General features: G+C 46.0%; 8 protein-coding genes and 2 pseudogenes. All 10 read right to left on the bottom strand.

The genetic code is table 11. From position 1 onward, the window contains the following. Positions 1 to 344 (bottom strand): annotated as a pseudogene (locus N477_RS23815) (IS630 family transposase); the annotation flags it as partial. Positions 345 to 1,032: 688 nt separating this feature from the next. After that, the gene (gntD, locus tag N477_RS23810) at positions 1,033 to 2,055 is read right to left on the bottom strand and encodes a guanitoxin biosynthesis L-enduracididine beta-hydroxylase GntD (protein WP_063363510.1); all 1,023 of its coding nucleotides are present in this window, start codon (positions 2,053 to 2,055) and stop codon (positions 1,033 to 1,035) included. A 41-nt stretch (positions 2,056 to 2,096) separates the two neighbouring features. Then, a complete protein-coding gene (locus tag N477_RS23805; RefSeq protein WP_063363509.1) occupies positions 2,097 to 6,848 on the bottom strand; it encodes a non-ribosomal peptide synthetase in 4,752 nt (1,583 codons plus the stop codon). A 190-nt stretch (positions 6,849 to 7,038) separates the two neighbouring features. Continuing rightward, positions 7,039 to 7,530: a VOC family protein gene (locus tag N477_RS23800; protein WP_063363508.1), complete on the bottom strand. Its 492-nt coding sequence runs from the start codon at positions 7,528 to 7,530 to the stop codon at positions 7,039 to 7,041. A 30-nt stretch (positions 7,531 to 7,560) separates the two neighbouring features. After that, positions 7,561 to 8,697 carry an alpha-hydroxy acid oxidase gene (locus N477_RS23795; protein ID WP_063363507.1) on the bottom strand — a complete coding sequence of 379 codons (1,137 nt, stop codon included), beginning with the start codon at positions 8,695 to 8,697 and terminating at the stop codon, positions 7,561 to 7,563. Between the two features lie 61 nt (positions 8,698 to 8,758). Next, positions 8,759 to 12,028 carry a non-ribosomal peptide synthetase gene (locus N477_RS23790; protein ID WP_155732017.1) on the bottom strand — a complete coding sequence of 1,090 codons (3,270 nt, stop codon included), beginning with the start codon at positions 12,026 to 12,028 and terminating at the stop codon, positions 8,759 to 8,761. A 45-nt stretch (positions 12,029 to 12,073) separates the two neighbouring features. Continuing rightward, positions 12,074 to 12,223, bottom strand: a pseudogene (locus N477_RS26705) (hypothetical protein); the annotation flags it as partial. A gap of 1 nt (position 12,224) precedes the next feature. Next, entirely contained in the window at positions 12,225 to 22,253 is a 10,029-nt protein-coding gene (locus N477_RS23785; RefSeq protein WP_063363505.1) for a non-ribosomal peptide synthetase, read from the bottom strand. Continuing rightward, positions 22,250 to 25,558, bottom strand: a complete 3,309-nt coding sequence (locus tag N477_RS23780; RefSeq protein ID WP_063363504.1) for a non-ribosomal peptide synthetase — start codon at positions 25,556 to 25,558, stop codon at positions 22,250 to 22,252. The genes N477_RS23785 and N477_RS23780 overlap by 4 nt, the downstream gene beginning before the upstream one ends. Further along, on the bottom strand, positions 25,555 to 26,494 hold a 940-nt coding region (locus N477_RS23775; protein ID WP_155732016.1), incomplete at its 5' end, for an AMP-binding enzyme. The genes N477_RS23775 and N477_RS23780, both read right to left, overlap by 4 nt.

Below are 26,494 nucleotides of genomic sequence, written 5' to 3'. Positions count from 1 at the left end.
GGATTTAACTCAGGTGAGTAAGGGGGAAGCTTTATTAGCGTTAAGTTGCTGAATTCTGACGCAGTATCATGTGTATGCCAGCCTGCGCCATCTATTATCACTACTGCATGCCTACCAATTGGTGTAGCTTGTGATATTTGACGCATGTGCTGCGTCATCGCTTCTTTATTTACGAATGGACTTACTAGCGCTTCTGTTTGGCCCGTGGCAGGACATACTGCACCAAATAAATACCCGTATTCAAACTGTTGTTGTTTCACAATCCTTGGCCGAGTACCCGTCTTAGCCCAAATGCGTGTAGTCGGATTTTGCTGGCCACATCGAACTTCATCCTGAAACCATAAAGCTTGAATTAAACCAGTTATAGGTTCAGATATAGACATTCGACAGTACATAGCCAATACAAAGCATATAGCCCAGCATAATCATAAGTAGCACGTGGTAAAGTATCGCCAAATCAGAACACCGTCATAGCGATGAATATGATCAGATATACTATGAACCTCCGCGTTTTGCGGGACTTCTTCCACATTATCTGAACTAGCGAAGTAATAGATAAAATAAGCAATGCCCTTTAAGAACGTATCGAAAGGCAAAAAGGACTCAAAGCTAAGGGGAGATTTTTTCCTCAGGCTACTCTAGTTGATTTGTAGAGCCTGTGCACTGGGGTGAGCATTTTAACCCACCTTTTGCTTTCGTCTTTTCTCTATACATTGCCATCAAGCTTTTAATTGTATTCATAAACGCGTGGCCTTCAGCTGTAGTAAGAAATGAGTTAAAGTCCATCGAGACTCTAATCTGCATATACAAATTGGCGACATTAGAGGTTATTACTACTCTTTTTCTTATTAGTTAGACGATACACAGGCATTATACTTCTAGTAACTCTTAGAATGAATTTATCTTAGTAATGTGTCATATGAGCTTTAATTTTTTCTTGAACATACTCTTTTTTGCTTAAAAACTCTATATAAAAGCAGCCATTACTAACCTAGTTTCTAAACTTATGAAACCAAGTAAAATTAAAGTATTCTATATTACCCTTTGCTTAACGAAAACATTGCCTTTCTTTATACTTGCTAGCTCTTTCTTGATATTGACACGTTTTAGCCATCGGTCATAACCATCATACTGAGCTTTAAAGTTACACCGACCGTGTAATATTCTATAGTTGTCGACAAAGGCTATATCACCCGCCTTAAGTGCGAGTCCAAAAGTATTCACCTCTAGATTGTCACAAAGAGAGTTAAGCGCATCGGCATACTCACCCTGAACTTCATCCATAAAATAACGATCAAGTTGGAGGAATGGCTTACTCTTATCACCAAAGAAAGGAGCAAACTTGATCCCTTTGCTCATTTCTTCGTTAAACTTCTCCCGGGCAGTCTGTACTTCATCGGCATCAAAGAGACCGTTGTTATATTTTTCTAAATGTGAGTTATCAGGGCGGATAATATACTCCTGATGAAACAACAACTCTCTATGCTCCGCCGAAAGTGCATCCAACTTAGGCTTTGAGAAGGTCGTATTTATTTCATTGGGATTGCGAATACACATTAATCCAATAAAATCAGCTCTATGCTCATGAAAAGCATCTTCTATATGCAAAGTAATGACTTCGTCAGAGCCTGAGCTGATCTGTTCCTGTTCATGTCCCTTGATAGGAAAAATATCATGAACAAGCCTGCCATCTTGCTGAGTTGCCCAACCAAAAACTTCCCCGATCGCTGCGCTTAATAAGCAAAAAAGAAAACACTCTTTTTTTGTTGAGACGTTAGGACTGCTTTCAAGATCTACCGGGGTAAATCCTATCTTTTCCTGATCAACGGGAAAGCCCGAGATTACACAAATCTCCTGACCTATTCTTTGCTTAAAAGGAATAAATGCTTCCAGCACTCTTACCGGCAACTTTGTCGCCAACTCTTGCACTTGCTCAAGAAACCTTGGGTCACTTTCATTTTCGTATAAATTTTCAATTTGATAGAGCAAGGTCTCAATAGTATCTATTTCACTATTTGTTAAAGTCAGAACCTTAACCACTTCTTCTTTATCCATATTATTAATCCATTATTTCAAGTTTTTCAGCTACAAATACATCAGGCTAAATCAATCAGATTTTCTAAAGCTTTGATATACAACTCCATCAGCAAATCAATCTCCCGGATATCGATTAACCCATCCCAGTAATTGATTTCTGAAAAAGCTTGTGAACCATCCACATTAACTGAGGTGAAAAGATCAATAATATGGTGAAATCTGTCACTCGCGTATTCGACATCTACATGACTTCTTTTGCTGTTTTTATCAGCCATCTTTGAGTGATGAAATTGTACGTAGTTAAAGCATGCGTAGGCACTCTGATCTCTAATACCATATAAAGGAAACAAAGCGTTGTTCTCAACATCAATTAGCCTTGTTTGTAATAACTTCAAGGCAGACAACAGTTCTTCTTCCCCCATATCGCAATGTACTGGCACAAAAGTCCAAAACAGCCCTAATGCATGCACGGGATCAGATAACCTTTCTGAGCGGCCTGAGGTGACGACATCTATGCTAATAAAATTCTGCTTTAACAATCCCCTCAAAGCTTTGTAATAAGCAAATAAAAACAAAGTCTTAAGTTGTTTGTTATTGGCTTGTGCGAAAGATTTTAGTTTACTGAATAATGTACTATCTATAGATAAACGTTTTGAGCGATAGACCAGTGGCTCTCTACCAACTGTTACTCTAGGCATAGTTTCGGCTTGTTCATATTGATCTCGCCAAAACTCTTGCATCGCTTTTGATTGTAATGCCTCGACCTCTAGGGCCACACGTTCTTTGAAAACGTTGACAGTAGCATGCTGTAGCTGCAGCTTATCACCCGCTTTTACCTTTTCATAACATTCAAACATCTCATTGATAAAACTGACAAAGCCCCAGCCATCATCAATCGCGTGATGTGTTGAAATTAAGAACTTCCAGTCGCTATTACTCACTTTAAAAAGTCGATAGCGTACCATCAAACTTTTACCGTCAAAGATGAAAAGACACTTAGCATCTTCGGCAATAAACTCTTCCAAAAACGCTTGATGCTCATCTTTATTTTTTGATGTTAAATCGAATATTTCCAGAGGAAGTTCGACTTCACGATAAACAAATTGCAAATATTGCTGACTATCGGCACAAAAGCTGAAGGTAGTTCTTAATACTGGATGTTTCTGCATCAGAAATCTCAATGAGGTCTCAAACGCCTCCGGACTAAAACCGGGGTCGCTAAAGGAGAAAAGCTGTTGAGGGGCATATACTCCCCCATTTTCTACCCCTTCGATATGCTTCTCTATCATCAAAGACTGCATCTGAGTGACGGGGTAAACATCTTCTACCTCTTTAGGACAATCCGCCAGATAATCCGACGCTTTTCCTAAAAGAGCTAGCGGCGCCGGAGCTGACAACAAATTGTCATCATTTCCATGTGTTATCAGATGTAGTGCAAGTTTACCTATGGTTTGATGTAGGAAAACATCTTGAGCACTAAAGCGTATATTTACTTTAGCCGCAGCATGAACTAATTGAACAACCCTCATGGAATCCCCTCCTAAACTAAAGAAGTTGTCCGTGATACCGACTCGATCAATCTCCAGCACCTGCTGCCAAATGGCGCATAATACCAGCTCCGTCTGTGACTGCGGGGCAACATATGCTACCCGGGATAAAGTCATATCCGGTTCAGGCAAGGCCTTAACATTAACCTTACCATTGGCGGTTAACGGTAAGGACTCCAATACCACAAACGCCGACGGCACCATGTACTCAGGTAAAACCTGGCGCAGATGCCCTTTAACACTTTCTATCAAGAGGTTGGCTTCAATTTCAATTTCACTTTCACCGGCCACCAGGTAAGCCACCAGATGGGTACTATTTTCTCCTGCTTCACGGGCAAGCACCAGAGCTTCCCTAATAGCGCTATGATCTGCCAGGGCATGCTCTATCTCCCCCAGCTCGATACGAAAGCCCCTCACCTTCACCTGGTGATCTATCCGTCCCAGGTATTCCAGCTCGCCACCCGCCAGACGACGGGCCAAATCACCGGTGCGGTAAAAACGCTTATGACCTTGTCCCGGCAAACAGACAAAACGCTCAGCGCTCAATTCTTCCCGGTTTAAGTAACCCCGGCTGACCCCTTGCCCGCTGACATACATTTCACCGCCGATCCCGTTTGGCACCAGCACTTGTTTGTCATTTAACAGCAAAATATCCAGATCGGCCAACGGCTTGCCGATCAGGCTGGCACCACGACACAGCTCCAAATCTTGCTCCCAGATACGCCTGTAGGTGACATGCACTGTGGTTTCGGTAATACCATACATGTTGACTAGTTCAGGAGCATTATCGCCATGACGTTCAACCCAGGGCTTAAGTTTGGTGAAATTCAGAGCTTCTCCGCCAAAAATCACATAACGCAACGCCAGCTTGCTGCCCGCCCTGCCGTCTTCGGCAATAAGCAGGTTAAAAGCACTTGGAGTCTGGTTTAACACCGTGACCTTTTCCTGTTCCAGCAGCTGGTAGAAATCCCCGCTAGCACGCGATACCCAATAGGGCACCACCACTAAACATCCGCCGTGGGCCAGCGCCCCCCAGATTTCCCACACCGAGAAATCAAAAGCATAGGAATGGAAAAGGGTCCAGACGTCCTCTTCATTAAAAGCAAAGTGCTCTTGTGAAGTCTCCAGCAAGCGGGTCACATTGTTATGCTGCACCAGCACTCCTTTTGGTTGGCCGGTAGAGCCTGAGGTGTAAATCACATAAGCTAGGTGATGGCAAGTCAAGCCCAGCGAGGAGACCGTCAGGTTCTCCAATGGCATGTCCGACAACTGTGCCTTGACGGCTTCATCGTCTAGGCACAGGGCCTTATCTGCCAACAGTGGCAATTGCGCCAGCACCGCTTGTGAAGTCAGCACGGTTTGCACGCCGCTGTCTTCAAGCATATACGCCAGGCGGGACTGCGGATTGGCCGGGTCAAGCGGCACATAAGCCCCACCCGCCTTAAGGATAGCTAAAATACCAATCACCGTTTCCAAAGAGCGCTCAACACAAAGCCCCACTAAGGTATCCGTTTTCACCCCCTGTGCTTGCAGGTAGCGGGCCAGCTGGTTGGCGCGGCGGTTTAACTCATCATAGCTGAGGCTTGCGCCCTCATATACCAGCGCGGTTTTGTCGGGCTCACGCTGTACCTGCGCTTCAAATAATTCATGCAGACACTTCCCTGACTGGGCATGGGCCTCGCTATCCGACCTGCTGTCAAGCAGCTGCTCACGCTCCAGTGGCGTTACCAACTCATGGGCATAGACATTTAGATCAGGAGACGTTAACAAGGAAGATAACAGAACCTCAAAGTGTCCCGCCATGCGTTCGATGGTTTGCGCATTAAACAAGGCACTGCTGTATCCCCAGGACAACATCAATCCTTCACTACTTTCATTAATATTCAGGGTCAGATCAAATTTAGCAGTACCCTCACCCTCGTCTTCGACCTCGGATAAGCTAAGCCCAGGCATAGAAAAACGGCTTTGGGCATTGTTTTGCAGCACAATCATTATCTGGAATAACGGAGTATGCCCTGGACTGCGCCCAGGCTGTAAACGCTCAACAATTTGTTCAAATGGTACCTGCTGATGGGCATAAGCATCCAGCAGCATGGTATTGCTTTGTGCCAGCAAATCACGAAACCCCGGATTTCCGGACAGATCACAACGCAGCACCAGAGTATTCACGAAAAAGCCAATTAAACCAGCTACTTCCGCCTGCTCCCGGTTCGCCACCGGTGTGCCGATAACAATATCCTGTTCATTGCTGTAGCGGGCCAGTAACACTGAAAAAGCAGCATGCAATCCCATAAACAGCGTGGCACCTTGTGCCTGACACAGGGTCATTAAACTCTCATGTGTTGCTTTATCAATACGGGAGAAATAAACATTTCCGGCAAAGCTCTGCACCGCAGGCCTAGGGTAATCCAGCGGCAAGCCGTGCAGCACTGGCAAGTCGGCAAGCTGTTTTTCCCAGTAAGCCAACTGTTCATCTAACACAGAGCCCTGCAAGTAGTTTCGTTGCCAGTGGGCATAATCGCCGTACTGGATAGATAGCGGCGGTAGGGGATTGGTTTGCCCCTGCAAATAAGCCGTGTATAAACGGCTGAATTCATTTACCAGTATGCCCATAGACCAACCATCAGAGGCAATATGGTGCATGGTCGCAAGCAAGATATGCTCCTGAGGAGCTAACTTTAGTAACTGTACCCTTAACATTACATCTCGGGCCAAGTCAAACGGCTTGTCCGCTTCTGCTGAAACGATTTCAGCTATCCGTTCATCTTGCTGTTCTTGTGCAAAAGTGGATAAATCCGTAAGTGCTACTTGAAAATCAACATCTTCCCGAAGCTGTTGGATCGGCTCGCCATCATCTGCTGCGATGAAACAGGTACGCAGGCTTTCATGGCGCAACAGGATGGTATTAAAAGCCCGCTGCAGGGCATCACTATCAAGGGTGCCGCTAAGCTTGATCGCGCTCGGAATATTGTAGTGAGCACTACCGCCGTCAATCTGATCTTGTAACCACAAGCTTCGCTGTGAAAAAGAAAGCTCAATAGCCTGTTCGCCAGTCACTTTTTTTATCACAGGTGCAGTGCTAGCACTTGTAGTTTTCGCCTTTATCAAATCAACAAGCGATGCTTTATGTTTTTTTAATAAGGTGATGAGTTCAGTGGAAAGCAATTCCTTCTTTCCTTTAACGCTTAACTCACCGGAAACATCAAGAGATAAATAAATCTCTTTAGATTTTAATTCTTGTAATAATTCTTTTAATAATTCCATTAAAACGAGTCCAACTCATCCATAATTAATGCTAAGTATCACAGATAACACTGCCATTTATTTACAATGGATAAATATCTAATAAACGACCTAGCAATTTAGAAATTTAGGAAATTTATAAATTCAACAATATAACAATTAAACAATATTAAACATCAATTAAAAACAAAAATTTACTAAAACTTTAACATTAATAAGCAAACGCACTTTCAAGTTGATTGAAAAGTTCTTGAATATTTCCTTCCTCGAACCCTGTTCCTGTCTCTTCCCGCTGGATAAATTCGTACATCATGCCCGAATTTTTCTCCCGCTTGGTAAATATTTGCAGCAAGCCTTTTCCTCTTATAATATTGGTCGAAAACTCTAACCCCTGTTCTGTCAATACTCTGGCAACTTCTTCTATATTTTCAACTGTTATTGCGACATGCTGAACTCCCGGACCGTATTCATCTATATATTTACAAACCTGAGACTCTGGCCCTGTACCTTGAACTAAGACCACAGAAAAACTCCCTACGGTCAATTCAGCAGATTTCATTCCAGAGAAAGCACCTTCAATTTCTCTTGTTTCTAGAAGCTTAAAGTTTAATATTCCTTGGTAAAAAAATAATGCTTCGTCCATATCCTTTACCGCTATCGCAACGTGGTCTATTTTAGCCGCACACCCAAAAAGATCTTTCATTCAAACTTCCCTTCTTACATCTATTAAAATCTAAAACACGTACTCATCATTCAGAGCGTCGATTGAATTCGCCCCTAACAAGCGCATGTTTACACTCAATTCTTCAAAAATCACTTCTTGCAGCTGTGCTAAGCCTCTTTCTCCATAAGCTGCTAGGGCATATAAAAACGGCCGTCCCAAAAAAGTAAAGCCAGCACCGCAAGTTATTGTTTTTATTATATCTTCACCACTTCTCAACCCGGAGTCCAACATAAGAAACTCACGATCAAATTCCTTGCTAAATATTTGGTTTAACATAGTAATAGGAGCAGGTACTGAATCTAATTGCCTGCCACCATGATTGGAAATAATGACAGCATCCACTCCCATTTTTTTTGCGATATGGGCATCATTAACCGACATAACCCCTTTTAAAATTAACTTTCCCTGCCATTTATCACGGACCTCATCAATAACTTCCCAGTTCAGTTCTCCTCCGGTTTGTATGCCCATTAATTCAGAAAAGGTTAAATTGGGTTGGTCATCAATTAAATTCTGGTAAAGGGGGAAAGTCAGTCTTCCCGAGGTAAGGTGCCTGATTAGCCAAGCAGGATGCGTAACCGAATCAATGACATTTGATATATTGAGACGATAAGGGATCCTCAAACCATTATGCCTGTCCCTCCGTCTAATCCCCGGGACCGGTGCATCGACGGTCAACACTAGCACCGGGCATTGATATTTTTGCGCATGGCTGATCAGTTCGTCCGTCTGTGACTTTATTTTCGAAAGATACAACTGGAACCAAGGGGAAACTCCGGATGCCTTTACTAACGCATCAAGAGAACTATTCGAAGCCGAACTGACAATATAAGGAATATTGTATTTAGCTGCCGACTTCGCCAGCATCATTTCAGCTTTAGGATGAACCAGGCCGCACAATCCCAATGGGGCAATCCCATATGGTGCGGCATACGATAAACCCAAAACCTCAGCATGTAAAAGTCCTGGTCCTGTTATACTTCCCATGCGGGGAATCAGTTGAATATCTTTAAACCCAGCTGTATTCCCTTGAAGGGTTTTCTCATCTCCTGCGCCGCCATCAATAAAATCCATAACAAATTTCGGCAGCTTCCTTCCAGCCGCCTTCCTGAAATCGGAGTAACAAGTATACTGATCCAGTTTCATACCCCCCCCGCTAGCATGTTAGAAGTCCTTGCAGCATAAAATAACATCATCAAGTATGCCTCTAGATCTTAAGCTCGATTTCATCTTCATGTGTTGACTCATCCCGAGAGTAAAGCAGCTCGTCAATATATTGCTGGCTATCGAGAAAGTCAGCGATCAGGGCCACAGTCTGCAACCTAAAGATTTCTTTTAGCGGCACCTCAATGCCAGTTGCGGCTTTTGTTTTTGACAATATGCGCATTGCCAGTAAGGAATGTCCTCCCAACTCAAAAAAGTTATCCTGAATACCGACACGTTCAAGTTCAAGAATATCCTGCCAGATTTCACACAAGACTCTTTCCGTCTCGGTGCAGGGAGCTATATATTCAGTGCTTGATACCTCAGAACCAGGATCTGGCAAGGCTTTGCGGTCAACCTTGCCGTTAATATTGAGCGGTAAATTATCCAACAACACAAATGCTGATGGCACCATGTGCTCAGGTAAGCATTCAAGTAAATGCCGACGCACGATAGAAATTAGCTCTTCTTCCTCCTGAGATGCCACCAAATATGCAATTAAGCACTTATCACCTTCACGGATATCTCGGGCAATCACCACGGAATCTTTAACCCCTGGACAGAGCGAAAGTGCATGTTCAATCTCTCCTAGCTCGATCCTGAATCCGCGAATTTTCACCTGATGATCGATGCGGCCGATAAACTCTAACTCACCATCTGGTAACCATCGAACCAGATCTCCGGTACGGTATAAACGCTCGCTCGAGCGGAGATTTTGCTCATCGAAATAAGGGTTAGCGACAAATTTTTCTGCGGTCAGCTCTTCCCGGTTCAAGTACCCTCGGGTAACTCCAGCCCCACCAATATACAATTCTCCCGCCAGTAATGGGGGACATAGCTGCTGCGCTTCATTTAGCACATAGAGGCTGGTATTTTGCAATCCGCGACCTATAACCGCCCCCATATGATTTAAAGTTTCCGCAGACACCTCTTTATAAGTCGTTAATATGGTAGCTTCTGTTGGCCCGTAAAGTTCAATTACCTTAGCCCGGGAAAAAGACGATTTAAGACGCTTGAGTAAACTTACTGGCACATAATCGCCACCAACAAACAATGCTCTTACATTTGCGAAGCTTTCATTGTTTTTATCTTTAAAGTCAACAACCTCATTCATTAAGCTAGGTACGGCATGTAACAAGGTACATTGTCTGGTAACCTGAGAAAATTGCTCCAGATTGAGTAAAACCTCTTTATCAACAAGAATCGTTTTTCCGCCACTTATCAGGGTCAGAAAAAGTTCAAAGAGTGAAATATCAAATGCAAAGGACGCGAAACAAGCAAAAGTATCTTCGGTTGAAACTTCAAAAGTTGAAATCAAACCAGCTAGCAGGTTAGATATATTCCTGTGCTCGACCATAACTCCTTTAGGCTGCCCGGTTGAACCTGAGGTATATATCACATAGGCTAGGTGCTGCAACGACAAGCCTAATGAGGATAACGGCAAGTTATTATCCGACATTGTTGATAGCGTAGCCTGCATGCTTTCATCGTCCAGACAAATAACCCGTACAGTGTCCACCGAAGAGATGTTAGATATCTGTAGCTGGCTCAGGACAATTTTCACACTGCTGTCATTAAGCATATAACGCACGCGTGCCTCAGGATTAGCCGGGTCGATAGGAACATAGGCAGCCCCCGCTTTCAGCACCGCCAGTATACCTACAACCATATCCAAAGAATGTTCAAAACAGAGACCGACCAGGGTGTCAGGTTTAACTCCTTGTGCTACAAGATAATGCGCCAGCTGGTTGGCGCGCCGGTTTAACTCCTGATAACTGAGGCAAGTCCCGTTATATTCCAGAGCCTCTCTTTCAGGAACTTGTGCCGCCCGAGCTTCAAATAATTCATGCATACACATATCTGATGGGCACTTTGCTGCCGTTGCATTCCAGTCAACGAGTAGTTGTCTGCTTTCCTGCTCGGTTACCATGCCTAGCGAAAAAACATTTTCATGAGGTGACTGCAACACAGCGGATAATAAGCTTTCAAAATGCCCCGCCATTTGTGCTATGGTTTCACTTTTAAATAAGGCAGTATTGTAGCCCCAGCCAAGCCTTAGCCCATTAGCACTTTCCACGATATTCAAGGTTAGATCAAATTTGGCGACCCCTTTACCTGGCATTTCTATCGCAGATAGGGTTAATCCAGGCAGAGACAAATGGCCTTGTTCATTGTTTTGCAACGACAGCAAAACCTGGAATAAAGGATTATGGCTCAGGCTTCGCAACGGTTGCACTCGTTCGACGACCTGCTCAAAAGGAACTTGTTGGCGGGCATAGGCATCAAGCAGCTTGGCTTTACTGTCGGCCAGAACCTCAAGAAAACTCGGCTCGCCAGATAGGTCACTACGCAACACTAGGGTGTTGACAAAAAAACCTATTAAGTCAGACACTTCCGAAGACTCACGGTTGGCCACCGGGGTCCCCATCACAATATCACGTTCATTGCTATAACGAGATAACAATACCGAGAAAACCGCATGTAGCCCCATAAATAAGCTCGCCCCCATAGACTGGCACAGGGCTGCCAAATGCCCATAACTTACTTTATCGATTGAGGAGAAGTGTACGTCACCGTCAAAGCCCTGGATAGCTGGTCTCGGATAATCCAATGGTAGACTATGCACGTCAGGCAAGTCCGACAATTGTCGCTGCCAATAATCGAGTTGCTCGTCCAGCACAACCCCTTGTAACCAGTCACGCTGCCAATGGGCGTAATCGGCATATTGAATGGCAAGCGGTGCTAGAGGATCCGCTTCTCCGTTCACAAAAGCACTGTATAAATGGCTAAATTCCTTCACCAGTATTCCAGTTGACCAGCCATCAGAAGCGATATGGTGCATAGTGAGCAGTAGAGCATGTTCTTGATCACTCAGTTTAAGTAATTGTACTCTCAACATTAGATCTCGGCTCAGATCAAAAGCCAGCCCCGCTTCTTTCGAAGCCTCTTCAGTAATTTTTCTCTCGCGCTCCTGTACTGACAGCTTGGATAAGTCGGTTATGGGAATAGTAAAGCTGACCTTTTGCTGGATCACTTGCAGAGGTTCGCCTTCATCTCCAGAGCAAAAGCAGGTACGTAAGCTTTCATGGCGCTCGACTATGCAGCTAAAGGCCTGCTGTAGAGCCACCAGATCTATAGTGCCTGTCAGTTTTAAAGCCGCAAAAATATTGTAATGGCTACTGCCTTGTTCGAGTTGATCCAAAAGCCATAAACGCTGCTGCGAAAATGACATTGGATTTTCAATACCCTCAGCCCGAGGACTTATCTTGGGCAACTTAGTCTCTTTCACCTCTGGCTTGGACGCGACTTGTTTAAGGTAATCGATTATCGCTTGTTTCTGAACAATAATTGCAGATTTTAGCTCGTCAGGAAATTCACCCTTTTTAACTTTATATTTTAGGTTTTCCCCGTCCAGATAAAGGAAAACTCCACTATCCAGCGCTTGCTTAAAAATATTTTCAGCTAACAACTTATAAAACCCCTTCTTCTAATTCTTCTTCCTTATACGAGTCGATAAGGTTTTCATTTTCTTGTAGTTTCTGCTTTGAAAGCAATATATCTATACTAGCTGCCAGCTCGGCGACAGAAGATAATTCAAATACTTCCCTGATGGAGAACCCTGAATATTCAATGTCGAAGGCTTCTTTGATTTGTGTTACCAAACTAATCGCCATAAGTGAATGCCCACCTAAAGCAAAGAAATTGTCCATAACACCAACTCTATCGACTTCCAATACCTGCTGCCAAATAGAACACAACATGGCTTCAGTGTCTGTCTTGGGAGCAACATACTGTGCACTTGATACTGAGCTCTCGGGCTCTGGTAAAGCATCGCGGTCGATCTTGCCGTTGACCGTTAACGGTAAAGCCTCAAGAACAACAAAAACCGCTGGAACCATATAATCAGGCAGCGCCTTACGTAGCTGTTCACGCACCGTCTCGATAAAGGCTAATTCATCCGTTAGGTGCTCATCTGGGACCAGGTAGGCAACCAAGCGGTTGTCATTATTTCCTGCTTCGTGAGCAAGCACCACGGCTTCCCTGACTCCTGCATCACCCACCAGGCACTGTTCTATTTCACCCAGCTCGATACGTAAACCGCGCACCTTCACCTGGTGGTCGATACGGCCAATAAATTCCAGCTCCCCGTTCGCACGCCAGCGCACTAAATCGCCACTGCGGTATAAACGCTGGCAGCTGCTGCTGTCCTTGGCGTCAAAATAAGGATTGGCTACGAATTTCTCCGCTGTCAGCTCATCTCGGTTCAGGTAGCCGCGGGCAACACCCGCGCCCCCGATATAAAGCTCACCCACTACCCCAGTCGGCACCAGCTGCTGGCGACTGTCCATCACATAAAACTGGGTATTGGCCACAGGCTTGCCGATATGAGGCATCACTTCCCCGTCAATTACAGCATAAGAGGCATTAATGGTGGTTTCTGTCGGGCCGTATAGATTCAGCGCTTGACGGTCATGAAGAGCCCCGTAGGCCGCTACCCTGTCCCATAACGCTTTACCTAACGCTTCCCCACCTATCATCAGGTGCAAATGGCCCCTATCTCCCTGCTCCAAGCAATCCAGCATCACCGGAACCAGTGCCGGGGTCAGGTTCAATACTTGAATATCATGTTGCGCCGTCAAGGCAAGTAGTTGTGATGGGCTCAAAGCTTCACGCTCATTTGCTACCACTAGTGTATTGCCTGAGCACAGGGCTAGAATCCCTTTAACCGAGGCATCAAAAGCAAAGCTGCCGTGCCACAGCCAATTGCTATTTTGCGCATCCAGCTGTTCAAGTTGATGTTCAAAAACCTGACGGAAGTTCAGTAAATTCCTTTGCTCAATAACAACCCCTTTAGGCCGTCCAGTTGAACCTGAGGTATAAATCATATAAACAGCGCTATTCGGACCCAAATCACCAATAATCTCTGGATTTTCTTGTGCCTGCTCCGCAAAGATATCCTCTTTATCCAGATAAAGGGTCTCTACAGCCTGCTCTTGAGGCAGTGTCAGCCATGACTGGCTTAGAACCAATTTGACGCCGCTGTCGCTAAGCATATAAGCCAGTCGTGCCTGCGGATAAGCCGGGTCAAGCGGCACATAGGCCCCACCAGCTTTGAGGATCCCCAAAATGCCGACCACCATATCCACCGAGCGTTCAACACACAGCCCGACTAATGTCTGTGCTTTCACCCCTTGTGCTTTCAGGTAGTGGGCAAGCTGATTAGCGCGGCGGTTTAACTCACCATAACTGAGACTTGTACCGTCACAGATCAGGGCTGTTTTCTCTGGATAGTGGCTGGCCTGCTCCGCAAAGAGTTCATGGAGACAGAACTCCGATGGGACTTCTGCCGCGGTATCATTCCAGATATGGAGTAATTGCTGACGTTCACTTTCCGGTAACAGCTCACGACTGTCGAGTATAGCGCTGGAGCTTTCCCTGAGCGCTTCAACCAGACCTTTCATTGCCCCCTGCATATACTCTATCACCCGCTCCGTCGCTATATCGGCAATACCTTTTACCGTGATATGAAAAGCATCACCGAAGTCATCCACCGATAAACTTAACGGGTAGTTGGTTCTTTCCTGTCTTTTCAAAAACTCTACCGTAAAAGATTGCGCCGGTAAGTCCGTTTTCCCCATTTCTATTCCGCCTGAGCCTGAATGTCGGTAGTTGAAAACCGAGCTAAACAAAGGCATGCCATTACTCAAACTTGAACAACGTTGCGCCATAGATAAACTTGCTTGTTCATAGGGTAAAGAGTCCAGCAAACTGGTTTGCACTTGTCGCACCAGGCTCTGGGCGTTTGTACAGGCAAGTTTTACTCTTATTGGCAAAGTATTAATGAACACGCCAAGCGCCTGCTCTGCCCCTGAGGTTCCCTGCAAGCGACCCGACATTACTGTACCAAAGACAACATCATCTTTACCGCTGCAAGCCGCCATAACCCTCGCCCAGCCAGCATGAAAAATTGCTGCAGGGCTGATCTGTATGTTTTTAGCTATTGCCCTGAGTTCTTCTCCTAGAAGCGTAGGAAAAGCTTGCGAGAACTCGGTAATATCATTGCCTTTACCTTGCACATTTATCAAATTAAACGGCAAGCTTGGTTCGCTGACATCCGACAGCATATTAGTGAAATATTGCTCGGCATCATTTTCCTTTTCCTGATGCAGACTATGGGCAATAAATTCTCGGTACGGTACCGGAGTCAGAAGTTGCTGTTGTAAACCCTGACTATATAATTTCAGCTCTTTTTGAATCACTTCAAAGGCAACATGATCGGAAATAATATGATGCCATTGCAATAATATATAACGCTCATCGCTATCACCCTGACTAGCAACGATAACACGCAATAATGGACCACTCTTGAGATCCATTTGACGCCCTTGTGACTCGCTGTATTCCTGAAGATAAACCAATGGGTTCTGCTGCTCTATTGTGGTTGTCAAAACAGCTAATTCGACCTGCTTTCTTACCACTTGTACCGGCTTTCTTACCCCTTCCCAGTGAATAGAAGTACGCAGTACGTCATGGCGCTTAATTAAGAAGTCTAATCCGTCAATAAAAGCCTGTACCTGATGTAAATCCGGAATCTTCAAAAATGCAGATAAGACATAAGGATCATTTTCCGGATCCAAGGTATGGTGAAACAATATGCCTTGTTGCAAGGGACCTAAGGGGTAAATGTCCTGTATGTTCCCAACGCCACCCGGAATTTGTGCAACCAACTGTTCTATTTCTCCCTCATTTAAGTCCACTAATGGCAACATTTGAGGAGTTATTGCTACACAGTCCGCAGGTATCAGGTTAGGCGGAGCCTTAAATAAACGGGTATCATCTACAGATTCCTCCTCAATTAACTTTGCCAACGCTGCCAGAGAAGGGGTCGAAAAGAGTTGACTCGCACTCATCACCAGGTTTTGTTGCTGCAACCGGGAAATCACCCGCATAACGAGTAACGAATGTCCCCCCAGCTCAAAAAAGTTGTCCAGAATACCAACCTGTTCAACTCCTAGCACCTCCTGCCAGATCTCGCATAAGATTTTTTCCATCTCGGTTTGCGGTGCGATATAGTCGCCTGAAAATTCCCCTTCCGGCTCAGGTAGGGCATGGCGATCAACTTTACCGTTGGCAGTTAGCGGCAAAGAGTCCAGCACCATCAAGGTCGAAGGTACCATGTATTCAGGCAAAGCCTGTAGCAAATGATGACGGACCTTGTCGAGAAATTCGACTTCATCCTCTATCTCCTGATCTGTCACCAAATAGCCTGTCAGGTGTTTGTTGCTTTTACCTGTTTCTCGAGCGTTCACCACGGCTTCCCTAACTCCGCTGCTCTCTGCCAAGGCATGTTCTATCTCACCTAGTTCAATACGAAATCCCCGAATCTTCACTTGGTGATCTATGCGGCCGATAAATTCCAGGCGCCCGTCTTCTAAGCGACGCACCAAGTCCCCTGTACGGTACAAACGCCGATAGCCGTTGCTGTCCTGCTTATTAAAATAAGGATTGGCAACAAATTTTTCTGCCGTCAATTGCTCATGGTTAAGGTAGCCTCGGGCCAGACCTGCACCGCCGATGCACAACTCCCCCGGCACACCGACTGGCGCCAAGGTGTTTTTATTCAGTACCAGCCCGTGGACATTGCCCAGCGGCAGCCCTATATTGGGTAAGTCTCCAGATATTCGGGTCCAGTGGGTGTTTACAGTACATTCCGTCGGGCCGTAAACATTCACCGCTTTACGCTGATATTGCTGCTGCCAGTCACATAACCTGCTCCACAAACCCGGGGAAATAGCCTCACCGCCAATAATCAAGTTAGGTAAACAGCTTTGCAGGCCTAAGTCAAACCAGGCTTCTACCATTAACGGGGTACAGTCAATCACGCCGCACTCAGCAAAGCTTTGTCCAATGATTTGCGGATCGAGGTTGGCATATTTAGGTAAAATGCGAAGTGGTATGCCAGACATCAGCTGGGATAAGCCCTTAACCGAGGAGTCAAAGGCATAGGAAGCATTTAAGCCCCAGCAAGTACCGGTCGGCACGATCTCCATGTCTTGTATTTCAGCTGCGAGATTAACTACTCCCTGGTGCTGCACCAGCACCCCTTTAGCCTGGCCAGTTGACCCTGAAGTATATATCACATAGGCCAGATGATGAGGAGCTAAACCCAATGAAGAGACCGGTAGATTATCCGATGACATGCTTGAGAGTCTGGCTCGAAGCGTTTCATCATCCAGGCACAGAGAGTGAGGCTCTAAAAAGGGTAATTCTGCCACTATTTTACTTTGAGTGACGACTATTGCCACAGCACTGTCTTTGATTATATAGGCCAAACGAGACTCGGGGTAAGTCGGATCCAGTGGCACATAAGCTCCGCCAGCTTTAAGGATCGCCAGTAAGCCTATAACCATGTCCATTGAACGATCCACACAGAGACCAACAAGGGTATCCGGCTTCACACCTTGCTGTTTCAGATATCGGGCCAATTGATTGGCACGGCTGTTTAGCTGGTCATAACTAAGCTTGCCCGTTTCGGTGATCAGGGCCGTTTCCTGAGGGTGCGCTTTGGCATATCTTTCAAATAACTCATGAATACATGCCTCCTGCACACTACCTATGCGGGTTCTTTTTGTTGTGTCAAGCAATGCCTTACACTCTTCGTCCGGTAACAAAGACAGAGTATCAAGGATTACAGCGCTATCAGTTGACAGAGCTTGAACCAAGATCTCTATGGCTTTGTGCATATAGGCCATGACTTGCTGTGCAGAAATATCGTCAACAACTTTAATATTGAGGGTAAAACCCTCACCTAGATCATCAACGGATAAACTGACCGGATAGTTGGTTCTTTCCTGACCGGAAATTTCTTCAATACCAACGGGTGAATCTTGCCCCTCTTTTGCCAAGGCTTCATCATCGACGTCTGTACGTACCTGGTGGCGATAGTTAAGGATTGAAGAAAATAAAGGGACATTGCTCTTAAGTCCTGAGCAAGCTTGCGCCATGGACAAACTCGCCTGTTCATACGGTAACAAATCCAACAGAGATGCTTGCACCTGTTGCACGAGAGTGACGGCATCGGCTCCGGCGGATTTGACCCGCATCGGTAAGGTGTTAATGAAGACGCCGAGCATTTCCTCAGCCCCGAAAGTCCCTTGCAATCGTCCCGACATTACCGTACCAAAGACCACGTCACCTTTACCACTGCATGTGGCCATCACCATGGCCCACCCGGCATGAAATAGTGCCGCCGGCGTGACTTGTATTTTTTTCGCCATTTCCCTGAGCTGGATAGACATGCTTTGTGGAAGTGCCTGAGCCAGCTCGATTACATTACTGCCTTGGCCCTGGATATTTTGTAAGTTAAAGGGCAAGGTCGGCTCAGTGATATCGCCTAAAGTCTGCGAAAAGTAAGCCTGGGCATCATTTACTTTCGCCTGATGCTGTGCATGGGCGATAAATTCTCGGTAAGGAACAGGCGGCGATAGCTGATCACTAATACCACCAAAGAAATAGGCCAATTCCTTTTCACAAATTTGCAGGGAAGTGGCATCTTCAATAATATGGTGTATTTGCAACAACACATGCTGCTCTGCCTCGCCTTCAGCTGTCGCTATGGTGACATTTAATAATGGCGCCCGGCGCAGATCGACTCTCACTCGCGGGCTCGAACTGAACTCCCCAAGCACATCTAACGTCGACTGGCCTCTATCCAAGCTAATTCTTTCAACAGATAATTTTGCCTCACGTTGAACGATTTGTACCGGCTCGTCTACACCCTGCCACTGCATAGACGAACGGAAAACATCATGGCGGGCAATCAAAAACTCTAAACCTTCAATAAAAGAATTAACCGCAGCCTCATCGGCCAGTTTAAACAATATCGGGGTAACATAGGGATCATTTTCTGGGTCTAGGGTATGATGGAATATAATTCCCTGCTGTAATGGCCCCAGCGGGTAGATATCCTGAATATTTTTCGCTCCGCCCGGGGTCTGAGCCGTTAAATGCTCAATCTCCACCTCTGTTAAATCCACTAAAGGCAGCATCTCAGGGGTTAACTGCTCACATTGAGCTGGGATCAGATTCTCCGGCGCCCTGAAGATCGCAACGTCTTCTTGCTTATGCTCGCTCATTTCCGCCGCCAGTTCCTTCAAAGAGCGAGCCGCAAAAAGTTGCCGTGCCGCCATCACCTTCCCTTGCTGCTGCATCCGAGAAATCACCTGCATTACTAGTAAAGAGTGACCACCTAATTCAAAAAAGTTATCACGAATGCCAACTTGTTCAACGCCCAATACTTCCTGCCAAATAGTACACAAGATTTTTTCCATCTCGGTACGGGGAGCTAGATATTCCTTTCTCGAAGACAGCATATCCGGTTCAGGTAAAGCATTACGGTCGAGCTTTCCATTAGCAGTCAACGGCAAGCGGTCGAGCAAAACAAAAAATGAGGGCAGCATATATTCAGGTAATTGGCGACTTAAGCGATGGCGGATACTTTCAATAAAGGCAGCATCATCATTCCCGGCTTCGGGAGCAACCAGATAACCAATCAGACGGCTATCCCCTTGCGCTAGTTCCCGTGCTAAAACGACGGCCTCCTTAACGCCAGGATAAGCCGCCAGCACATGCTCAATTTCACCTAATTCAATACGAAAGCCACGTACTTTCACTTGATGGTCTATGCGCCCCAGGTATTCAAGCGTACCGTCCGCCAACCAACGCACCAGATCTCCAGTGCGGTACAATTTGGGGCTACTGCTCGGTTTATGCTTATCATAAAAAGGGTTCTCAACAAACTTTTCTGCCGTCAATTGCTCACGGTTGATATAACCCCGGGCCAACCCAACTCCCCCTATATACAATTCACCGGCAACGCCAATTGGGGCAAGGTGTTGTTGCTGATCCATCACATACAGCTGGGTATTGGCAATAGGTCGGCCGATAGGAACGCTCGCTGATAACGCCGTTTGTCTACAATTCCAAAAACTTACGTCTATGCTCGCTTCCGTCGGTCCATATAAATTATGTAACTCAACATTCGGACACTGCACCAAGACATCATCAACATGGTGACCGCTAAGAGCTTCTCCGCTACAAAAGATTTGCTTTAACGAACGGCAATTCTCCATCTGACCAAAGGCCAGCATGCTTCCCAACATAGAGGGAACAAAATGCACTTTAGTGATATTTTCTTCTGTGATCAGCGAAGACAAATAGGCGGGATCTTTGTGTCCCTCTGGTTTGGCCATAACAAGGCTTGCACCCGTGATCAGCGGCCAGATGAACTCCCAGACGGAAACATCAAAACTAAAAGGCGTTTTTTGCAAAAACCTATCCTGGAGAGTTGATGTATACTCCTGATCCATCCAGTAAATACGGTTTGATAAAGCTTGGTGTTCAACCATAACCCCTTTTGGCTGACCGGTAGAACCCGAGGTATAGATCACATAGGCTAGGTTGTGAGGACACAAACCAAGTAACGAAGCCACCAGATTATCTTGCGGCATGTCGGCTAATTCGGCCCTTATCTTGTCATCGTCCAAGCATAATGCTAGCGGCGCCAGTAAAGGTAATTCAGATAAAAACTTCTGTTGGGTGATCACGCTAGCCATATCACCATCAGCTAGCATATAGGCAAGTCTGGCCTCCGGGTAGGACGGCTCCAGAGGAACATAGGCGCCTCCCGCTTTGAGGATCGCCAACAGCCCAATCACCATATCGAAAGAGCGCTCTAAGCACAAACCAACCAAAGTATCAGGTTTGACACCTTGTGCCTTGAGGTAATGGGCCAGCTGATTGGCCCTCTGGTTTAATTCCCCATAGCTTAAAGCAACCCCTTCATATACTAAAGCTTCTTGTAGAGGATTTTGCTCCGCCTGACGTTCAAATAGCTCATGCATAAAGGTTTGAGACGGAAAATCAGCCCAAGTATCATTCCAGTCACCCAAAATCTGGCGGCGCTCTTGCCCACTCAGCAGCTCAAGCGCAAAGACATTCTCTTCCGGTAACCGTAACAGCTCAGCTAGCAACAAGCCAAAGTGTTCGGTCATCCCCTCAATACTTTCCCGCTTAAAGAGATCGGTATTATAATGCCAGCCCAGATGAAGACCATCCGGGCCTTCAAAAATATTCAAGGTCAGATCAAACTTGGCGACATTCATGCCTCCCTGATGATCCAAATAGTGCGCAGTCAACCCAGGCAAGGATAAATTGCCCTCATCATTATTCTGAAATTCTATCATCACCTGAAATAAAGGGCTGTGGCTCAGACTGCGCTGCGGCTGGAGTCGCTCAACGATTTGTTCGAAAGGCACCTGTTGGTGGGCATAACCTTCCAGTAACATACTTTTACTTTGCCTGAGCAATTCTTTGAAGCTCGGATTGCCTGACAGGTTGCTACGCAAAACTAAGGTATTAACAAAAAAACCTATCAGATCGGCAACTTCTGACTGTTCACGGTTGGCCACTGGGGTACCCAACACTATGTCCCTTTCATTGCTGTAGCGAGATAATAGTACCGAAAATGCCGCATGTAGGGCCATAAATAACGTGGCTCCCTGTCCTTGGCACAAGTCCTTCAAACTGTCTAACGTGCCTTTATCTATGGTTGAGACATAGACGTCTCCGGCAAAACTCTGAATCGCAGGCCTAGGGTAATCCAGCGGCAAGCCATGTACATCAGGCAAATCCGCCAGTTGGTTTTCCCAATATCCCATCTGAGCATCTAACACTTCCCCCTTCAGCCATTGGCGCTGCCAATAAGCATAGTCTGCATATTGGATAGACAGGGGTGCCAAAGGATTCTCCCGCCCCTGGACATATGCGCTATACAAGTGACTAAACTCATTAACTAGTATGCCCATAGACCAGCCATCCGAAGCAATATGGTGCATGGTTACCAACAGAATATGGTCCTGAGACGAAACTTTAATTAATTTAGCTCGCAACATAAGATCCCGGCTAAGATCAAATTCCTGTGCCGCTTCTTCAGCGACCAGGCGGCGAACCAGGGTTTCTCTTTCCCCCTCAGCTATCCCGGATAAATCTGTTACTGGCACATCAAAGGGCTCAGCAGCCTGAATCACCTGTATCGGCTCGCCATCTTCACCAGAGGCAAAGCAGGTGCGTAGGCTTTCGTGACGCTCCACTACGCTGGTGAATGCCTGCTGCATGGCGGCTAGGTTTAAGTTGCCAATAAGCTTTAATGCAGCAGGCATATTATAAACTTCTGTGCCGCTATCTATCTGCTCTAACAGCCACAAACTTTGTTGGGAGTAGGAGGCTTTTAACTCTTGCTCACGAGATACTCGGACAATGTCCACCCCAGGTCTAGTTGAATCAAGATATGCTATAATTTGCTCTTTTTTTTCTTTTAATTGTGCGAGCAACTCTTGGGTCATGGCCCCTTTAGCGGCATTGATTTGTAGTTTACCACTATGTACTTTTAAATATATCTTCTTCTCGTGTAAAAAATTAATAAAATCAATAACATTCATATTTCAAAAAAATCCAATTCTTCACTATTATTATCAGGATTATGTCTGCCAGTTAATACATCAATATGCAGTGCTAGGGCGCTTAAATTGCCCATGGTAAAGGTATAAGTAACAGACAGTTTCACATGTAATCGTTTTTCTATTTTTGCCAGCATCTTCATCACTAGTAAGGAGTGCCCCCCCAGATGAAAAAAATCATCCAACACACCCACTCTCTCTATCTCAAGCACCTCTTGCCAGATACCAGACAAAATTTTCTCCGTTTCCGTCTTTGGGGCCACATATTCCGCCCTCAATACCTTCATATCCGGTTCAGGCAGGGCACTGCGATCGAGCTTGCCATTAGCAGTTAAAGGCAAATGCTCAAGCAGCACGAAGGCCGCGGGTACCATATATTCAGGTAAAGTTTTACGCGCCTGCTGACGTACTTCTTCCATTAACCGCGCCTGCTGACGTACTTCTTCCATTAACCGCGCCTCATGACTGTCAGAACCGGTGGCAACCAAATAAGCGACCAGGCGCTTATCATTATTATCACTCTCTCGGGCCAGCACTACTGCGTCTTTGATACCCTCGCAATCTTCTAGGACATGTTCAATTTCTCCCAGCTCAATGCGAAACCCCCTCACCTTTACCTGGTGATCAATACGGCCCAGGTACTCCAGTTCACCACAAGGCAACCAACGGACAAGATCGCCGGTACGGTACAATCGTTTACTACTGTTGCTGCCCGGTCCGCCATAAAATGGATTGGCGACAAACTTTTCATCATTCAGCTCTGGCCGGTTCAGATAACCCCGGGTTAACCCTGCTCCGCCTATGTATAATTCTCCGCTTACCCCTATAGGGGCAAGCTGGCCTGATGGCGTTAACACATAAAGCTGCGTATTGGCGATTGCAGTTCCTATACTTGCACGACCATTGGCAGTTCGCAATTTATAGGTGGAATAAGTTGTATCTTCTGATGGCCCGTATAGATCATACACAGAGCTAAAACCGGCCTGATAGAGACCATCAACCAGCTCTTGCTTGAGTGCTTCTCCAGCCAGGTTTACGGTTTTTAATTTAGCCGGCAGTTTAACCCCTGTTAGTAAAACCTGAGCCGCCGAAGGGACCGTGTTGACTAAAGTCACCTTATCTATGTCATCAGCCTCAGAGAAATCAAGAATGTTCTTAACAATCAGAACCGAACCACCGGCGGCCAGAGGAGCAAACATTTCAAAAATCGACAGGTCGAAGCACATGGAAGTGGAAGCAAGCACACATTCTAAGGTTTGCTGGCTATACATACCCAACGCCCAAGCCAACAAGGCTACAGTGTTTCCGTGCTCAACCATAACCCCCTTGGGCCGCCCAGTAGAGCCTGAAGTATAAATCACATATGCCAGATGCTCAGCGCCTAATCCCAAAGATGATACCGGCAGATTGTCCGACGGCATAGCCGATAACCTTATTGCCAGCTGTTCATCATCAATACATAGGGCCAGGTTTTTAAGAAACGGTAAACTGTCAAGCACCCGTGCCTGTGTCAACACAATGTCTATGCCACTGTCACTGAGCATATAGGCCAACCGAGTTTCGGGATAGTCAGGATCTAAAGGCAGGTAAGCTCCACCTGCCTTGAGGATGGCCAGTATACTGACCATCATATCCAAAGAACGCTCAACACAAACCCCCACCAGGGTATCAGGCTTCACCCCCTTTGCCTTTAGGTAATAAGCCAACTGGTTGGCACGGTGGTTTAATTCACCATAAGTCAAATAAGTGCCATCGCAACGCACAGCTTCCTGTTCTGGATGGAGTGACGCCCGGACTTCAAAGAATTCATGAATACACTTATTTGAAGGCCAATCAATCGCGGTATTATTCCAGCTGTGCAGCAGTTGTTGCCTTTCCTGTCCAATCACCAGCTCATGGGCAAAAACATTCGTATTCGGCGATTGCAGTACGGCTGATAACAAGATTTCAAAATGCCCTGCCATCTGCTGTATGGTTTCCTGATTGAATAAGGCGGTATTAAATTCCCAAGACAGTTCAAGACCTTGCGCTTTCTCAACAATATTTAAGTTCAAGTCAAATTGCGCGCCCCCGAAATTTTTAAGGTTTAGCTCTGAAACCTCAATCCCCGGCAGCGCCAAAAAGCTTTCATCCTCTTCCTCTAACGTCATCATTATCTGAAATAATGGGCTGTGGCTTAGATCAGATTGAGGCTGCAAGTGTTTAATAACACAGTCAAAAGGCAACTGTTGATGTTCATAAGCTTGTTGGATGGTTTCCCCACTCAGGGCCAATGTCTCAAGAAAATTAGGAGCGCCGGCCAAACTGCTACGCAACACCAATAAATTCATCAAACCGCCGATAATACCCGAAGTTCCTGACTGCTGCCGGTTATCGACACGAGTGCCTAACACTATGTCACCGGTATTACTGTAGCGGGACATTAATATCGAAAAAACGGCATGCAACCCAGCAAAGAGACTTACTCCCTGATCTCGACACAAGTCTATCAAGAGCCTATAGCTCGTTTGATCTATTTTAGAAACATAGACATCACCGATAAAAGTTTGTACTGCTGGCCTGGGATAATCCAACGGTAAACCATGAACAAGCGGTAACCCCTTAAGCTGCTGTTCCCAATAAGCAAGCTGCTGATCAAAAGCGCCTGTTTGCAAACAATGGCGCTGCCAACTAACATAGTCTGCGTATAACAATGTGATCGGCGTCAAAGCCTCCTTTTTACCCTGTTCACAGGCCGAGTACAAAGCCCCCAATTCATTAAGTAGTATTTTCATGGAGCGGGGATCACAGGCAATAGCATGAGTGATCACCAATAAAATATGTTCTTGGGCTGATATTTTAAGCAAGTGGACCCGCAGCATCAGATCACGGGTCAGGTCAAAAGGCCGCCCGGCTTCGGCGGATAGCAAAAAGGCAAGCTCGGCCTCCCGTACCCCCTCAGCCAGCGGCGACAAGTCTGTGACCGGCATTTCCAATGAAAAACTCTGGTGACGCAGAGTTGCGGCCTCACCCTGAACTGTGCTGGGAAAACATGTGTGCAGACTTTGATGCCGAGCTATCAAGAGGTCAAATGAGCGCTTTAAGCTAACTAGGTTCAAGTTACCGCTTAGTTTTAAAACCCTAGCAAGATTAAGGTGATGACTGCCGCAGTTAAGTTGATCCTGGAGCCAGATCCTTGACTGACCAAAGGACAATTCATTTTCTCTCCCAGCCTTCTCTCCATACGCCTGCCCGATAAAAGAGCTCAAAGTGGTTGATACCAGTTTATTATTATTATTTATATTCATATTTCAAAAAAGTCCAAGTCCTGCTCTTGTTCATCATTCTTTGCATTGCCTGCTAAGGCATCAAGATGTAATGCTAATGATTTCAGATTATCGAGCATAAAAACATGTGATACGACTAGCTTTATTCTGAACTCTTGCTCAATAGCGGTCAATAACTTAACAAATAATAAGGAGTTTCCGCCAAGCTCAAAGAAATTATCCATAATACCGACTCGCTCCACCTCCAGCATCTGCTGCCAAATGGCACATAACGCCTGCTCCGTCTCCGATTCAGGGGCAATATATTCCGCCCGAGATAAAGCCATATCCGGCTCCGGCAGCGCCTTGACATCAACCTTGCCATTGGCGGTTAACGGCAAAGCTTCCAACACCATATACGCCGACGGCACCATGTACTCAGGTAAAACCTCACGGATATGCTCCTTAATCTTCTCTATTAAGGTCCCTGCTTCCCTTTCACTGTCACCGGCCACCAGATAAGCCACCAGTTGGTTATTATTTTCTCCTTTTTCCTGGGCCAGCACCAAGGCTTCCTGAACGTCACTATGATCTGCCAGAGCATGCTCTATCTCCCCCAGCTCAATACGAAAGCCCCGCACCTTCACCTGGTGATCTATCCGCCCTAGGTATTCCAGCTCGCCACCTTCCAATCGACGCGCTAAATCACCGGTACGATAAAAGCACTTAGTGCCCTGTCCCGGCACATGTACAAAACGCTCTGCACTCAAGCCTTCACGGTTTAAGTAGCCCCGACTGACCCCGTGGCCACTGACATACATTTCACCGCCAATCCCGTCCGGTACCAACATTTGTTTTTCATTCAACAGCAAGATATCTAGATCTGCCAACGGCTTACCAATCAAGCTCGCCCCTCGCCCCTGCGTCAGATCTGCTTCCCGAATACGGCGGTAAGTGACATGCACGGTGGTCTCAGTG

The organism is Pseudoalteromonas luteoviolacea H33-S (genome assembly GCF_001625695.1).
Lineage (GTDB): Bacteria > Pseudomonadota > Gammaproteobacteria > Enterobacterales > Alteromonadaceae > Pseudoalteromonas > Pseudoalteromonas luteoviolacea_B.
This window is presented reverse-complemented; position numbering and strand designations above follow the sequence as displayed.